Origin of the sequence: Brevibacillus sp. HB2.2 (assembly GCF_013284275.1) — a bacterium.
GTDB classification, from domain to species: domain Bacteria; phylum Bacillota; class Bacilli; order Brevibacillales; family Brevibacillaceae; genus Brevibacillus; species Brevibacillus brevis_D.
Map to the genome: position 1 here is coordinate 40,228 of NZ_JABSUV010000040.1, position 16,339 is coordinate 56,566.

At 46.5% G+C, this 16,339-nt stretch carries 14 protein-coding genes, 1 pseudogene and 1 other annotated feature; of the genes and pseudogenes, 12 read left to right on the forward strand and 3 right to left on the reverse strand.

Annotated elements, in window-relative coordinates:
• The first annotated feature begins 69 nt into the window (after window positions 1–69).
• Window positions 70–408, forward strand: a pseudogene (locus HP401_RS35645) (darcynin family protein).
• An 81-nt stretch (window positions 409–489) separates the two neighbouring features.
• On the opposite strand, the gene HP401_RS35650 reads toward HP401_RS35645, so the two are convergent.
• A complete protein-coding gene (locus HP401_RS35650; protein ID WP_173606816.1) occupies window positions 490–1,257 on the reverse strand; it encodes a carboxymuconolactone decarboxylase family protein in 768 nt (255 codons plus the stop codon).
• Between the two features lie 189 nt (window positions 1,258–1,446).
• On the opposite strand from HP401_RS35650, the gene HP401_RS23915 reads away from it, so the two are divergent.
• Window positions 1,447–1,824 carry a MerR family transcriptional regulator gene (locus HP401_RS23915; RefSeq protein WP_012685051.1) on the forward strand — a complete coding sequence of 126 codons (378 nt, stop codon included), beginning with the start codon at window positions 1,447–1,449 and terminating at the stop codon, window positions 1,822–1,824.
• Window positions 1,825–2,259: 435 nt separating this feature from the next.
• On the opposite strand, the gene trpS is transcribed toward HP401_RS23915, so the two are convergent.
• Complete coding sequence (gene trpS / locus HP401_RS23920) at window positions 2,260–3,246, reverse strand: tryptophan--tRNA ligase (RefSeq protein ID WP_064202508.1); 987 nt, start codon at window positions 3,244–3,246, stop codon at window positions 2,260–2,262.
• A 64-nt stretch (window positions 3,247–3,310) separates the two neighbouring features.
• Window positions 3,311–3,588 (reverse strand) — a binding site (T-box leader).
• A 131-nt stretch (window positions 3,589–3,719) separates the two neighbouring features.
• Between trpS and HP401_RS23925 the strand changes: the two genes are divergently transcribed.
• The 8 genes from HP401_RS23925 (at window position 3,720) to HP401_RS23960 (ending at window position 14,287) form a co-directional block, all read left to right on the forward strand.
• Entirely contained in the window at window positions 3,720–4,310 is a 591-nt protein-coding gene (locus HP401_RS23925) for a TetR/AcrR family transcriptional regulator (protein ID WP_173606817.1), read from the forward strand.
• A gap of 15 nt (window positions 4,311–4,325) precedes the next feature.
• The gene (locus HP401_RS23930) at window positions 4,326–4,862 is read left to right on the forward strand and encodes an HXXEE domain-containing protein (RefSeq protein WP_173606818.1); all 537 of its coding nucleotides are present in this window, start codon (window positions 4,326–4,328) and stop codon (window positions 4,860–4,862) included.
• Between the two features lie 41 nt (window positions 4,863–4,903).
• Complete coding sequence (locus HP401_RS23935) at window positions 4,904–6,226, forward strand: helix-turn-helix domain-containing protein (protein ID WP_309145156.1); 1,323 nt, start codon at window positions 4,904–4,906, stop codon at window positions 6,224–6,226.
• Window positions 6,227–6,383: 157 nt separating this feature from the next.
• On the forward strand, window positions 6,384–7,970 hold the full coding sequence (locus HP401_RS23940; RefSeq protein ID WP_173606819.1) for a M4 family metallopeptidase: 1,587 nt from the start codon (window positions 6,384–6,386) through the stop codon (window positions 7,968–7,970).
• A 133-nt stretch (window positions 7,971–8,103) separates the two neighbouring features.
• A complete protein-coding gene (locus tag HP401_RS23945) occupies window positions 8,104–9,051 on the forward strand; it encodes an aminoglycoside phosphotransferase family protein (protein ID WP_173606820.1) in 948 nt (315 codons plus the stop codon).
• Between the two features lie 354 nt (window positions 9,052–9,405).
• Window positions 9,406–10,629 carry a Zn-dependent hydrolase gene (locus HP401_RS23950; RefSeq protein WP_173606821.1) on the forward strand — a complete coding sequence of 408 codons (1,224 nt, stop codon included), beginning with the start codon at window positions 9,406–9,408 and terminating at the stop codon, window positions 10,627–10,629.
• A 50-nt stretch (window positions 10,630–10,679) separates the two neighbouring features.
• Window positions 10,680–11,867, forward strand: coding sequence for a M20 family metallopeptidase (locus HP401_RS23955; protein WP_012685059.1), 1,188 nt, complete (start codon window positions 10,680–10,682; stop codon window positions 11,865–11,867).
• Window positions 11,868–12,220: 353 nt separating this feature from the next.
• Window positions 12,221–14,287 carry an alkaline phosphatase family protein gene (locus HP401_RS23960; protein WP_173606822.1) on the forward strand — a complete coding sequence of 689 codons (2,067 nt, stop codon included), beginning with the start codon at window positions 12,221–12,223 and terminating at the stop codon, window positions 14,285–14,287.
• 75 nt (window positions 14,288–14,362) lie between these two features.
• Here HP401_RS23960 and HP401_RS23965 read toward each other — a convergent pair whose 3' ends face one another.
• On the reverse strand, window positions 14,363–14,962 hold the full coding sequence (locus HP401_RS23965; RefSeq protein ID WP_064202500.1) for a MerR family transcriptional regulator: 600 nt from the start codon (window positions 14,960–14,962) through the stop codon (window positions 14,363–14,365).
• Between the two features lie 273 nt (window positions 14,963–15,235).
• Here HP401_RS23965 and HP401_RS23970 point away from each other — a divergent pair, with 273 nt between their 5' ends.
• Together HP401_RS23970 and HP401_RS23975 are read left to right on the forward strand one after the other, a co-directional pair.
• Window positions 15,236–15,433: a hypothetical protein gene (locus HP401_RS23970; RefSeq protein ID WP_173606823.1), complete on the forward strand. Its 198-nt coding sequence runs from the start codon at window positions 15,236–15,238 to the stop codon at window positions 15,431–15,433.
• Window positions 15,434–15,566: 133 nt separating this feature from the next.
• Entirely contained in the window at window positions 15,567–16,262 is a 696-nt protein-coding gene (locus HP401_RS23975) for a metal-dependent hydrolase (RefSeq protein WP_173606824.1), read from the forward strand.
• Window positions 16,263–16,339: the final 77 nt, after the last annotated feature.

Consider the following 16,339-nt stretch of genomic DNA (forward strand, 5'->3'; position numbering starts at 1 on the left):
TTCTGTATCGTTAAGCTTTGATTCCTGATCGATTACAAAATCCGCAGAATTCAATATTTCTATAGGAAGATGCGATATATGATGATCGTGTTATTGGAGCTTTATCCTTCCTGGCTCGCATTATCTCGGGAAGAGCGCAATAATCATGCTGCTTCTTCGCAGAAGATCGTCTAAAAATACAATCAGCATGTTCAGGCCCGCTTTTTTGATGCTGAGGCGCTTCCGGGGAAGGAATTTACGGATTTTGTGGTATGTGAAGTAGACGATCTGAAGCAGTATCACTATATATGGGAAGAAATTAGAGACTCCTTGGTTTACACCCAGGGATACATGAAGATTAAAGATGTCATTATGGGCATGGAAAATGCTTTTAAGTCCTATGAGTCGGAAGTGCTCAAAATGAATTGATCAAGTTAGTATGTAAAAAGACCGGAAAAACTCTGTGAGTGAAGTCCGGTCTTTTTATCAACTTGCCCTATCGGTGAATAACTATGTTAAAAATATCTTTTTGGCAACATTTATAGCATTCAAGACTTTAGGAAATCCCGTGTATGGGTAGCATTGCAGTAATGCCTCAATCACTTCTTGTCTCGTTAGACCTACACGAATAGAGGCATTGAGATGAACGTGCAACTGTGGCTCGCATCCACCTTGAGCAGTTAAGGCTCCTAATGTGACGAGTTGGCGCTGTTTAGGGTTTAGTCCTGAGCGGCTGTAGATTTCACCAAACGCAAATTCAATGATTTGTTCAGCTAATACAGGGGCAATCTCGGCAAGTGAATCGGCAACCGCCTCACCATGTTTGCCGTCGATTTCTTGAAGTTTTGCTATGCCTCTTTCCCGTCGTTCCCCTACAGAATGTAGTAGTTCGTCCTCGACGTTTACTTCGATATTTTGTTCTGCAAAAAGTTGTTTCGCAACGGTAATGGCATTTAAAGCACGAGGAGCGCCGCAAAAAGGAATACAATGGGTAGCAATTTCAATAATTTCGTTCGGCGTAATTCCAACTTTCAAACCGAAGTTCATGTGCCATTTGAGTTGATTTGGAGTATCACCTAACGATGTTAACGCAGAGATCACGATCATTTCTCTTTGTTGATAGGTGAGTACAGGATTATTGAAAACTTGCCCAAAAAATTCAATAATGTACCGACTTATGTGGGGAGATACATCGCTTAAAGCATGAATAACCGCTTGGATTCCTGCTTCATCAGTTTCTTGAAAAAAATTTTTTCCATTTTCATAGTTTGAGTTCATCGCTTAATTGCCTCCAGTTTTGAGGTTTTCTATTTCCCGGTACTTCAAATGTAGTTTATTATTGCTGCTTGAAGTCAAATATAGGTTTTTACAATAGAATTTGCTATTAGGTAGAGGTTACTAAAGCATTTTTCTATTTTTTTGATCTACATTTCGTTATAGTAACTATAACGAAAGGGGACGGATCGGATGTTATTTTCAATGAAATATGTAGTTGATAACTTACATGTGTCTGCAAATACACTCAGATTTTATGAAACGGAAGGGTTGTTAAGAAATATTTCTCGAGATTCAAATGGTCGTAGAATATATAATGATGACGATTTGAGATGGATCAACTTTATCCGATCTCTGCGGTTGACAGGAATGCCTATTTCTAAAATAAAAGAATATATCGATCTTTATGAATTAGGCGATGAAACATTCCTGCAAAGAAAAGAAATGATGATGCAGCATAAATTAGAAGTGCAGAATACAATCAATGAAAACCTAAAACATTTAGAAGTAATAAGTTATAAGGTTGCGATGTATGAACTTCAAGAAAGGAAAGACACGCAGAAAATTTAGTATACTGGACTGTAAGATAAAAGCTCGGCTGTATGCCGAGCTTTTCCAATGAATACACAGTTGTTTCAACATGGTTGTTTGTTACACGTTCCAGCGCCACAGAGGTATTTGAAGATTATTATAAGTATAATGGGACCCTTATTCTGAAGTGACTTGTGTATGGAAAACCAAAGATATAAGTAAGCTACATCTCAACTAACGAGTAACGTTAGTTGAATGACAACAGCGGCTGTCTAAGACTTTATTTATCAAGTTTTGGGCCGCAACTGCTCCTTTTAATGGATCAGTCTAAAACTTATTTTTCAAAAGCTAACGATTCTTCAATTCTAAAATCGCGTTAAATCAACGACTCCAGTCTAATCCTTTAATTTTACCAAACAAAAAAAACGGGTTGGGAGAAAGCTTCCCAGCCCGTTTTTTTGTTGTGGAAATGGATTAGATACGTGCCATCCCCATCGCTTTTTCAACTTTGTACAACATCTCGTTTGCGACTTTATTCGCTTTTTCTGCCCCGGCAGTCAGGATATCATCCAGCTCAGAGGAGTGGAACAGCTGCTCAAAGCGTTCTTGAATCGGACGGAGTGTTTCTACGACAACTTCTGCCAGCTCGGTTTTGAATGCGCCGTAGCCTTTGCCCTCGTACATCGCTTCAATTTCATCCAGCGTTTTTCCAGAGCAGAGGGAGTAGATGGTCATGAGGTTAGAGACAGCAGGCTTCTCTGCTTTGTCATAACGCACAACGCTGTCGGAATCCGTTTGCGCGCGCTTGATTTTTTTCGTGATGGTGTCTGCATCATCCAGCATGGAGATGAAGGCTCCTTGGTTTGGATCGGATTTGCTCATTTTCTTGGTGCCTTCAGCAAGAGACATGATGCGTGCGCCAGTCTCCGGCAGGCGAACCTCTGGGATGGTGAAAATGTCGCCATAACGGTTGTTAAAACGAGCGGCTAAATCACGAGTCAGCTCCAGATGCTGCTTCTGATCCTCGCCCACAGGGACGAAATCAGTGCTGTACAGCAAAATATCAGCCGCCATCAATGGAGGATAAGCCAGCAGACCGCCTGGAATGGATTCGCCGCGTCCATCGGATTTGTCCTTGAATTGAGTCATGCGCTCCAATTCACCCAAGTAAGAGGTACACAGCATGATCCAGCCGAGCTTGGCATGGGCCGGTACTTCCGATTGGACGAACAGCGTCATTTTGTTCGGATCGAGGCCAACGGACAAATAGAGAGCTGCGAGACGACGGATGTTCTCGCGCAGGACAGCAGGCTCTTGTGGAACGGTGATCGCATGCTGGTCTACGATGCAGTAAAAGCAGTTGAACTGATCTTGAAGCGGAACGAAGTGCTTCATTGCGCCCAAGTAGTTGCCGAGTGTCAAAATACCGCTCGGCTGAATGCCGGAAAAGATGGTTTTCATGGGAAAGTTGCTCCTTTCAATCGTGAGATATGTGCTTTAAATACAAAAAGGTCCATCCGCCCTGGACAGGGACGAATGAACCGTGGTGCCACCCTTGTTATTTCACGCATGGAATCTCCATACGCAAAATCTCTTTGATCCGTACCGTTTCTGTGTAAGACAGCTTGATACGGTGTCCATTGTAACGTACGGACGTAACGCCAAAGCCTACTGCCGCCATGAGTAGCGGGTTCGGTTTGGAGCTCGGAAGCCCATTCATCATTTCCTTAACACTGATTCGCACCAACCATCAGCTCTCTGAAGTCTCGTAAAATGACTACTCTTCTTCCTCATTGCCATCAAATGATACCCTTTGAGCAAACATTTTACATAGAGTGGAATAAAAAAGCAAGTAGGTCTTGACAGGAAAATCCAGAAGTTGTAAAAATAACTCGAGAGTTACATAACTGACGAGTTACTTTTGGGGTGAGAAAATGACCAATGACAAGCTGTCAAAAGGAGAGTTGAGTCGCAGTCGGTTGCTTGCGGCGGCAGCTTCTGAGTTCGCGGCAAAAGGCTTTCATCGTACACGAGTGAGTGACATCGTGAAAGGAGCAGGTTTGACACAGGCGTCGTTTTACCAGTATTTCGACAGCAAGGAAGGTCTGTATCAGCAGTTGACGGACACATTCTTAACAAGGCTATGGGAATTGGCGGACGGCGGTCAAAAGGTAACGGCCTTGACGAAGGCAGATGTCTTCCATCAGGTACGGGAAAACTTGCTCGCCTTGTTCCAATTTTTTCAAGAGCAGCCTGACTTGACCCGGATCGTGCTGTATCAGGCAGAAGAGGGTGAAGAACTGCATCGTAAGCTGGCTTCCATTGTTGCTGTCAACTTGCGACAAAATCAGACTGCAGGGCATGTCCGTGTCGAGTTGTCTGTGGAGGTAGCGGCAGAGGCAATGATCGCAGTCGTAGACCGGATGACGACGCGGTATTTGCTGACGGGCGAGAAAACAGCGGAGCAGCTTGCAGATGACGCGGTATCTTTTTTGGCATATGGAATTTTGCAGACAAACGAATAGGAAGAGGGTGCTTGCATGCTGGAGCTGTCTCATCTGATTTGGCTGTTTTTAGTCGTTTTCATGTTTCATGATTTAGAGGAGATCGTGATGGTAGAAGGTTGGGTGCGAGCCAAGAAAGACATCATTAGACGGACTGTGCCAGAACGGCTGATGAAGATGCTGGAGCCGTCGCTTTCGATGAACACGGCGCAATTTGCGGTCGCAGTCTCTTGTATTTTCGCGGTTTTATCGGCAGCGGTTATCCTGACTGTCACGACACTTTCGTCTGGAACGTACCTTCCGTTTTTTCTGGCTTGTCTACATGTGATGTTTCTCCATGTGTTCATACATGTTGGTCATACCGTTGTCCTTCGCACGTACACACCTGGTGTGGTAACGGCTGTGGTATTCGTTTTACCGTATAGTTTATATACATATGATCGATTGTTTGAGGCTGGCGTTGTGACGTGGCCGTTGCTATGGAGTACATTGCCTTACAGCTTGTTGATCATACCTGTTTTGTACGTGGCACACAGGATTGGGGAGGCAGCAGGTAAAATGATCCCCCGATGAGAAAAAGAAAAGGAGTATGTTATCCTAGTAGGAAGATTGGTGTGAAAGAGGGAGTTTTGTTGAAGCTGCGACTAGGCGTAATAGGCGCGGATGATTCACTTGCCATCATCGAATCAGTCATGCGAGAGTTTCCTGAAATTGAATACTTGCCGATTGTCTATTGGAAAGAGGAGGAGATCCTCGATCTGATCATCCCACATGTGGATGAGGTGGATATGTGGCTTTTCTCCGGACAGGTCCCTTATGCCATGGTGAGCGAGTCAGGCAAGGTTCAAGTGCCGATGGCGTATGTGCCTCATCTCGGTGCGAGCTTGTACAGAACCTTGCTTCATCTGTCCCATCAATTGGGAGTCCGGGTGGACGAAGTGAGCTTTGATACATTTTCACCAGAAGAACTGGAGCATTTTATGGACGAAGCGGGGATTGCTGGCGGATACAAATGGCTCAAGCATTACGTGGGAGCGATTTCAGCCGATGAACTGGCGGATTACCACGAACAGCTCTGGAAAGCAGGCAAGACAAAGGTGGCTGTCAGCTGCTTGCGGACAGCAGAGTTAGAGCTGACACGCAGAGGTGTCCCTGTACATCGGGTCGTGCCGACGCGTGCAGGCGTGATTTCGGTCATTCACATGCTCTTGCGAACACACGAAATGCTTCACTTCAAAGATACCCAGATTGCCGTACAGATGATGGAGATTGATCCCTTTCGCGAGCTTGCCGGTGGCAATTTTTCTACAGATGAATGGCAAAATGCCGAGATCAAGACGATGGAAAAGCTGTTGCGTTACGCAAAGCATTTGCAAGGCTCATTGAAGACAGCGGGTCCCGGACGCTACGTTATTTTTACAACGCGGGGGAATTTGCAAGAAGTTACTCGCGATTATTCGACAATTCCCGACTTGGATGAGATGTTCGACATTCGTGCTGATCTGGTAACATGTGGGATCGGGATTGGCAAGACCGCTTATGAAGCGGAAATCCACGGTGGCGCGGCCCTCTTACACGCCAAAGAGCGAGGGAGCGGCAATTGGATGGTCTTTTTCGATGACAAAAGCGTCGTGGGGCCGCTTGGGCGAGACGAACAGCTCACGTATCGGTACGACTCAGAGAAGCTGCAAGCGCTCAGCCAGCTTACCTCACTCAGCGTCATGACACTGGCGAAGCTTGAATCCATCCTGAAAAAGCGCGGGTCTCAGGAGATTCATGCCCACGAATTGGCATCGCATCTACAAATATTGCCACGAAGTGCCAGACGCATACTGATTGAGCTGGAGTCAAAGGGCCTTGCGCAGGTCATCCGGGAAGAAAATCCGCACCCGCGGGGCAGACCGCGCAAGGTGTATCGGATCATCTTGCAATCGTAATTGTAATAAATTTACCAATTAATCATTTCTTTCAGGAAATGATTTTTTTGTCGTTAAAAAATTGTTCTCAAATTCACATTTATGACAAATAATAAGAGATGTAAACAACTATGAACTTACATAAAAAACAATATTTTCCAAGGAGGAGTTAACAAGTATGAAGAAATCGGTTTTTGCAGTAACACTCAGCTTCGCATTAGGTACCACTACATTCCTTCCGTTGGCAACGCAGGCCGCATCCGAAAGCATCGTGTATAGCGCTGAGTGGGATACCCCCGAATTTATCGGAGAAGAGTTCGAAGCAGAAGAGCTGGATGGCGAAGAAAAAGTTTGGGGATTCCTGGAGCAGTATCAAGACTCCTTCCGTATTGATGGAGATGTGAAAGATCACTTTAAAGTGCTAGATGAAGTGACAGACAACGAGACAGACATGACTCACTACCGTGTACAAGAAATGTACGAGGGCATCCCGGTCTATGGTTACCAGCAGACGATTCACGTAAACGAGGATGGGAATGTAACGGCTTTCCTCGGAAACTACGCGCCTGACCTGTCAAACAATGATACGCTGACGGAAAAACCAAAACTCAAGGCAGACAAGGCGGTCAAAGAGGCGATCAAGGATTTGGAGGATGAGATTAACGAAAAAGTCGAGAAGTTCGAGGTGAAGCCAGAAGGGAACCTCTACATCTACATCCACGAAGATGAATCGTATTTGGCTTACGAAGTGGAGCTGAATTTCCTCGATCCGCTGCCAGGGCGTTGGAAATATTTCATCGATGCAAATTCTGGTGAAGTCATTAACAAATACAATATGCTCCATGAGATTACAGGAACGGGTACAGGAGTACTGGGTGACACCAAATCGTTCGAAGTAACGAAAGTAAGCAATAACAACTACACGGCGAAAGATACGACTCGCGGCAAGGGAATTGAGACGTACACTGCACGCAATAGAACCAGCCTGCCAGGTACTCTTGGTTCTGACACGGATAACAATTGGACAGATGGAGCGCTTGTCGACGCACATGCGTATGCACAGAAAACCTACGATTACTACAAAAACGCACATAACCGCAACAGCTTTGACAACAATGGTGCGAAATTGATCTCCACAGTCCACTACAGCAACAGATATAACAACGCATTCTGGAACGGTACGCAAATGGTATACGGGGATGGAGATGGAAGCGTATTCCGCCCATTGTCCGCTGGATTGGATGTCGTTGCTCATGAATTAACTCATGCTGTCACAGAACGAACAGCCAATCTGATCTATCAAAACGAGTCAGGTGCACTGAACGAATCCATTTCTGATATCTTCGGGGCTATGATTGACGACGACGATTGGCTCATGGGTGAAGATGTATACACGCCAGGAACGCCTGGAGATGCACTGCGCTCTCTCGAAGATCCAACCGTTGCTGGTGATCCTGATCACTACAGCGATCGATACACAGGTCCAAATGACAACGGAGGCGTACACACGAACAGCGGTATCAACAACAAAGCAGCATATCTCCTCGCAGAGGGTGGCACACACACCGGTGTAACTGTAACAGGCATTGGTCGCAATGACACAGCAAAAATCTACTACTACGCCCTAACAAACTACCTCAATCCAAATTCTAATTTCTCCGCTATGCGACAAGCAGCCATTCAATCCGCAACAGCTCTTTTCGGTGCTAATTCCCAACAAGTAAAATCAGTAAAAGCCGCGTATGATGCAGTAGGCGTGCAATAATTACTGAGATATTTCGTGACGCGAAACAATTTTCATACTAGTAAAAATTGTCTTGCTCCTTGTGGGGTAAGGCAATTTTTTGTATGTTGGTGGTAATTTACAGTGTGAATATGGAGTTAGAAAGGAGTAGCTCATGGATCATTTCAAAACCATATTGCGACACCATTATGATAGAGACGCTGCTGATGTTATCCCTCAACAAGGAGGGTGGTCTGCACTTGCTTATAAAGTCATCAGCGACGAGCATTCCTATTTCTTGAAGGTCTATGAAAAAAGCAGAGCATCAACGCCCAAGTGGACAGCGCTGATCGATAAGTACGTTCCCATTATCCAGTGGCTATCACGCCAGACCGGGCTACAAGGCAAACTTCCAGTGCCGCTGCTGACAAGAAACGCAGCGTATAAACATGAAGACGACATGGGCATATATCAGCTGTTTGAATATATTGAGGGGAAAACCATTGGGAGCCAAGCATTAAGCACGATGCAAGTCCGCCAGCTAGCAGAAATCATCGCGCAGTTGCATTTGTACGGGGAAGAAATCCCGGTCAGTACGGCTGCGATCAAGGAAGACTTCCGCATCCCATTTGCCGAGCAGTTTAGAGAAATGCTGAACGAAGATATCCATCGTCTGCCTGATGATGTGAGTGAAATCGTCAAACCTTTTGCCAGCATACTGGCTACTCGCATGAATGATTTGGAGATGATTGCCGAGGAATTGCGAGGCAGTGAGGTGAAAATGAAGCTTTGTCATACGGACATTCACAACTGGAATTTGATGCAATCTGGTCAACAGCTCATTCTCATAGACTGGGAAGGATTGAAGCTGGCTCCGGTTGAAGCAGATCTGATGTTTTTGGTAGATCAGCCGTTTTTAGAGGAGTTTATGGCTACCTATCTGAAGACACATACAAATTATGTCGTCAATCGACAAGCGCTGGAATTCTATCAAATCCGACGTAGGTTGGAAGATATATGTGAACTGTTAGAGCAGCTTTTGTTTGATGAGCAGGAGGAAGAGGATCGAGTAGGGACGATCAGGCATTTGAAAGGGGAATTGAGTAAGGTTGAGGGAGATTAACATGATTGACGCTACTAGGAGCCGCAAGAAAGGTAGAATGGGATCCATTAGCGAACGTTCTGCCAACGCTAGACGACGCTATCCTTGATTATGCATTAAGCATTCTTGGTTGTTCAAAAAACCGAAAATTTATAAAAGTAATCGAGCCGTACTTACATTCCCCTACGGAAAATATTAGGCAAGCTGCCGCAGAAGCTTTGGAGGAAATCAATTATAACGGAGAAGAATATTGAGATTTGTGGCGCTACTTGACGAGTTATGCCTCCTTTTCAAAATAGACAGACTATTATACAATTAAGGACATAACCGTTAATCAACCGTTATTGGCTCTACATAGAAGGGGAGTGACGCGTCATGATCAATTCGGATCGATTGTGGGATCGATTGGGACAGCTTGGCAACATTGGGAAGCAAGAGGCGGGCGGCATTACGCGATTGTCCTTTACGCCTGAGGAGCGGGCGGCAAAAGATCTCGTCACAGGCTTTATGAAGGAAGCTGGTCTCACCGTTCGCGAAGATGAGGTAGGGAACTTGATTGGCCGAAAAGAAGGGAAAAATCCAACCGCTCCTGTCGTTTTGGTTGGCTCGCATATCGACTCCGTACCAAATGGTGGCGATTATGACGGTCCCCTTGGCGTACTGGCTGGAGTAGAAGTTTTACAGACGATGCATGAACAGGGAATCGAAACAGAGCATCCGATCGAAGTCATCGCGTTCACGGATGAAGAAGGAACGCGTTTTGGATACGGGATGATCGGCAGCCGTGGTATCGCGGGTCTGATCAAGCGTGACGAGCTGGAACAAGCAGACAAGAATGGGGTCACGATTGCCGAAGCAATGCGGCAAACGGGGCTAGATCCGGACCGCACCAGTCTCGCCGCGAGAACGCCTGGAAGTGTGAAAGCGTATGTGGAGCTACATATCGAGCAAGGCAAAGTACTGGAGAGTCGTGGGCTATCTGTTGGGATCGTGACAGGAGTGGCGGGCCCGCTCTGGTTGAATTTCGTGCTTGAGGGAGAAGCCGGTCATGCGGGGGCAACGCCGATGAATTTGCGCCGTGATCCGCTGGCAGCAGCCGCTCAAGTGATGCTTGTCATCGAGGAAGAAGCCGGACGGACAGGAACCAGCGTAGGGACGGTTGGAAGGCTGCAAGCTTTCCCAGGCGGGGTGAATGTCATTCCGGGACGAGTCGAGTTTTCGCTTGATTTGCGCGATGTGGACGAAGCGATCCGCGATGAAGTGGAACAGCGCATTTACGAACGAGCAGAAGCGATCTGTGCAAAGCGTAATGTGACGTTGAAAGTAGAGCTGCTGCAACGCATAGCTCCTGCTGTATGCTCGGATGATATCCAGCATGCTGTAGCCGAAGCGTGTGAGGCAGAAGGCTTGGAAGCATTTAGACTGCCGAGTGGCGCAGGGCATGATTGCATGCAGCTCGTTGGGCTGTGCCCGGTTGGCATGATTTTCGCCAGGTCCAAGGATGGCATTAGCCACAACCCGGCAGAGTTCACGACAAAAGAGGATTGTGCGAACGGAGCACAAGTACTGTACCGCACCGTTTTATCCTTAGCAAAATAGGCATAAGAGATAGTAAGTGGGGCAGCCACGTAAATCAGGAGGAGAGCGGCATGACAGCAACGGCAGTGGTAACGCTTAATAAGGCGGTCGAAGAAATCAAGGATCAGGTAATCGCATGGAGACGGTATTTGCACGAAAACCCTGAATTATCCTTCCATGAAGAAAAAACAGCACAGTTTGTATACGAGACACTTCTTTCTTTTGGCAATCTGGAAATATCCAGACCGACGAAAAACAGTGTGATGGCCAGATTGATCGGTTCCCAGCCTGGGAAAGTGCTCGCCATGCGCGCTGACATGGACGCATTGCCGATTACGGAAGAGAATACGTTTGAATTCGTATCGAAAAATCCTGGCGTCATGCACGCATGCGGACACGACGGTCACACGTCCATGCTGCTCGGAACGGCAAAGCTACTGTCTGGGATGAAGGATCAGATCAAGGGAGAGGTTCGTTTCTTCTTTCAGCACGCGGAGGAAGTATACCCGGGCGGAGCGGAAGAAATGGTACAGGCAGGCGTCATGGACGGCGTAGACATGGTAATTGGTACGCATCTGTGGTCGACGATGGAGTTTGGGACAGTAGGTATCTGCCCAGGTCCGATGATGGCCGCTCCTGATACGTTCTGGATCACTGTTCTTGGAAAAGGCGGACATGCGGCGCTCCCACATGAAACGATCGACAGCATCGCAATTGCGGCACAAGTGGTGACCAATCTCCAGCACATCGTATCCCGCAATGCCGATCCACTCGATAATCTGGTTCTCTCTGTCACGCAATTTGTGGGGGGAACGACACATAACGTCATTCCGGGTACGGTAGAGATTTGCGGGACAGTCCGCAGCTTTGACAAAAATTTGCGCGAGTCTGTTCCAGGACTCATGGAACGTGTGATCAAAGGCATTACAGAAGCACATGGCGCGGAATATAAGTTCAAATACGAATTTGGCTATCGCCCGGTTATCAACGATGCCGAAGTGACGAAATGGATGGAAGAGGTCGTGGAGGAATCACTGGGAGCAGAATGGGTAGAGCATATGCGCCCAACCATGGGTGGCGAGGATTTCTCGGCCTTCCAGCAAAAAGCGCCAGGCTGCTTCTTCTACGTCGCTGCCGGAAACAAAGAAAAAGGCATCACATATCCGCACCATCATCCACGTTTTACAATCGACGAGGATGCGCTCGAAGTCGGCGTCAAAATGTTCGTCAACGCGGCAAGAAAAATCGTGATGGAATAGGCAAAATGAAAAATGGCGTAAACTAATCCAAAAGTAAGGCAGCTTGTCAATGCGGCAAGCTGCTTTTTTACGTTTATCTCTAATCTGGGACTCAAGTTGTGGCACGCAATGTGTATTTAGTTGTGTTTAAGATTGCAGATTTGTGTATTTAACTTGTAATTAATTGTTTTTTCTTTTGAATTTAATAAACCCTCAACAATGCAGCTATAAAATGAATGCAAACAGACCTGGATTCTTTCTCAGTCATAGGAATCGGGGCAGAAAAGGGAGGCTTGATCATTACGTAAACAAGTGATGAAGCAAATCAAGACGATGAAAAGAAAATGAATTGAGATCCGAGGAGGAGAGACACCATGAAAAAAATCCTGAATCCAAAAGGAATTGCTGCGCTTTTAACAGCTACAACTCTCGTTACCGGTGGAGTCATCGTTCAAGCTCCATTTCTGAATTCGTCAGTTTATGCCGCGGCAAAGGAGGCGAAAGAACTCTCATCTGAAAAGCAACTCTATCGTTTCCTGTTTGAAAATAGCATAGAGGATAGCTCAGAATCTCACCATCCTGTGCAAGTGTCCGGAACACCAACGTTCGTGGAAGGACGTGTAGGATTGGGGAAATCCATTCATTTCCAGTCGACCTCAAAAGATAATGCAACCTGGATAGATTTAGGTGAAAATGACGAGATGAAGTTTGGGGAAACACAAGATTTCACTATTGCCTTCTGGATGAAATCTCCTGGCGTTGATGCTGATCCTGGCATTATCTCTAATAAAAACTGGTCAAGCGGTGGTAACGTGGGGTGGTTCATCGGACTGCAAGGTTCTACGTTAAAGTGGAATTGGCGCACATCCGATAGCTCCCGTCTCGATGCAACGATTCCAAACATTGCGGATAATGCATGGCACTATGTCGTCGTTTCTCATGATCGGGATGAACTGGCAACGATCTACGTCGACGGTAAAGTAGCAAAAACAATCGATATCAGCCAATCCAAGGGAACAATCGACACTAGCTTTACTACCAAGATTGGAGTAGATGGCGCTGGATTCCATTTTGGAAATCGCTATGACGTGCAGTTGGACCAGTTGCAGATTCTGAGTCGCACCGTTACAGATAAAGAAGTAGCTGATAGTTACGCAAGTGCTCCGAAGATACCAGTGAAGAGCCTTTCCTTGGATCAGAAGGAGCTCAAATTGAAGGCTGGAGCAACGATGCCCGTTACAGTTGTGATCTCTCCGAAAGAAGCGTCCGTTCAGGATGTCAAATGGAGTTCCAACAACAAAGAGGTCGCGAAGGTCGAAATGATCAATGGACGCCCAACTGTTGTAGCAGGCAAGCCGGGTAAAGCAAAAATCACAGTGAAAACTGTCGATGGAGGCAAAACAGCGAAAGCTGAAGTAATCGTTACGAATTCGATTGACGTATCGGGAGACGGTCTCTTAACAGAGGAAGATCTGAACGTCATCTTGAACAACCAGAAAAGCCGCATCGGTGACCGGCGTTGGGAAAAAGCGCAACACGCGGATATAAACAATGACAATAAAGTGGACAAAGCCGATGTGGAGATGATGAAAGAAAAGCTGGCTCCTTATCAGAACGATTTCCTTTACAGACGTGTCGTAGTTATCGGCATCGATGGTGCAGGGAATGCAGTCAAAGATCCGGAAGCAAAAGCAACGAATATCTTGAAGCTGATCGAAGAAGGTGCTGGAACATTTGAAGCCAAAGCAGAGCTGCCCACGATCAGTGCGCAAAACTGGGGATCTATCCTGCACGGTGTCACTCCTGACAAGCATCAATTGACTAACGATATCGTAGCGGCTACTCCTTATCCGGAGAAAAGCGAGTATCCTTCCTATTTGAAGCTGTTGAAACAAGAGCGTCCTAAACTCCAGCAAGCTTCCTTCGCTACATGGGGCCCGATCAATATCGGTATCATTGAAGATTCAGCAGGTTCTTACAAGCAAAATAGCAAGTCGGATGAAGAGACTGCGAAAAAAGTAGTCGATTATATCAAAAAAGAGGGTGAAAATACTCGTAACATTTTCGTTCATTTAGATGAAGTGGACGGGGCTGGCCACAATCAAGGCTATTTCACACCGGCATTTTATAAAAAGCTCCAAAAAGCAGATGAGTATGTAGGTAATATCCTCGAGGCACTGGAAGAGGAAGGACTGATGGAGGATAGCCTGATTATCGTTACGACTGACCACGGTGGGAAAGGAACAGGGCATGGGGGTTCTTCACCGGGAGAACAGACGATTTTTTGGGCGGCAAAAGGTGGCTCCATCACACCTGGTACAGAGCTCTCAGAGGTAGGAAACATAGACACTGCCGCCGTAGTAGCCCATGCGCTTCGGTTGGAATTGCCAGCAAATTGGGATGCTAAAATTCCAGAAGGGTTGTTTCAAGACAACGAGTAAAAAGACCAGTTATTCCTTATTCCACCATGGTGTAATAGGGGATAACTTTTTTCTTTCTAGCTAGTGACAACGTAACTAGTACAGACGAATCAGCTTTTGCCAAAAGGAAGTTTTTCTACTCGCGTCCTTGATCTTTGCCAACTCGATTTTGGCATCCATAATGTCATTCATTGCCTTTGTCAAGCGGCGATCTCGTTCCTTCAGATTGTTGGTAATATAGGCTTCCTGCTTTTCTACACGCGCTAACAGCGCTAAGTAGGCGGCGTCTTGTTGCTGGACATGGGAAGCCAAGGCATGCAGCTTTTCATCCAGCTCTTCGAGGACAACAGTATGGTTCAAAGCCGGATGTGAGGAAACAGGGGCAGGGGGGAATGCAACCGCAACGGCCGTTTCCTTTCGGGCGGGTTCAGGTGAGCTTTGCGTAGCAACCATTCGGGCAGCTTCATCTTGCGGAATGAGCTGATCCTTTGTTAAACTATAAAACCGCTGAAGACACGTAATATCTGCCTGTCGATACTCCCGACGATTCTGGCTATCTCGCAAAAACCAGTAACCGTGCTGTTCTAAGAGCATGCTCCACTTGCGCAAGGTGCTGGCCCCAATACCTAACAGTCCTGCCACATCTCTGCCACTGTATGTTCTCTCCCGTGCCAATAACTCGATAACCTCTCCCATGGAAATCCCTCCTCTGGCGTAAGTCCGCTCATCTCTTGCTATACCGTTTCTGTACGTGAAAAAGGTTTTCCTTTTGGAATCGTGCGACAAAATCTCACAGTGTTCGTAAGCAGCGTGCTGGTTTGGCGTCAATTTGTCACCAGTCGACAAAGTTGTTTGTCAAAATGAGGACAAATGACGGACGGGTACAAGTACATTTTCTCTTTGACTCCGCTTTTGCTCAATAGGGCTATGCCAAATGTTCATAGGATGCATGAGAAGGAGGGATTAACCATGGCATTCAAAGACCAGGTAAAAAAATTCGAAGGCAAAAATGTTAGGGTTGCCACTGTAGAAGGTACTTTTTTCGGTCGTCTGGTACAAGTAAAATCGACCACCATTATTTTGGAAGAGCGCAATGGTAATCGCCGCACCATTATTCGTGACTCGAAAATTATTGCCGTTACAGAGCATGACGGCGACGATTGCTAAGTTGTGATTGTAGAAAAGTAGGATTTGTTTCTCAGGCTGTCGAGTGATCGACGGCCTTTCCTATTCTTTACACCCTGCGGCATGGTAACATAAAAGGGACTGAAAAAACGCTGCGAATAGAGGGGGTACCACTATGTTGGACATTCGATTTCACGGACATTCTTCCGTGCAGGTAACAAGTGAAGGGCATTCGATCATGATCGATCCATTTATTTCAGGAAGCCCAGTGGCAGCAACCAAGTTGGAAGACATCTCGGTTCAGTACATCCTTCTGACACACGGACACCTAGATCACATTTTGGATGCAGTAGAATTGGCCAAGAAAAACGATGCGACAATCGTTGCAACCCATGAGCTTGCTACCTATTTAAGCTGGCAGGGAGTCAAGACCATCTCGATGAATCTGGGAGGCTCTATCAAACTGCCATTTGGAAAAGTGAAAATGACCCAGGCGTTCCACAGCTCTGGTGTCGTGCTGGATGATGAGAAACAAATCGTGTATATGGGAATGCCAGGAGGCTTTGTGATCGAGCTGGGTGGAAAAACGATCTATCACGCAGGGGATACAGGACTGTTCGGTGACATGAAGCTAATCGGAGAGCGTCATGACATCGATTTGGCGTTCCTGCCAATTGGAGACGTGTTCACAATGGGACCTGAGGATGCACTCGTGGCTGCCGAGTGGGTACAAGCCGATTTTGTTGTGCCGATTCATTACGATACATTCCCGCCGATCAAACAGGATGGGGAAGCGTTCATAGCCGAGCTGGCTGAGAAAGACATCAGAGGCAAGGCATTGAAGCCAGGGGAGACATTGCGTTTGCCATAACTCGCTCTCGATACATAGAACCGCTAATCTACGTAGGATGAGATTAGCGGTTTTTTTATGGAGTTCTTTTGGATGTG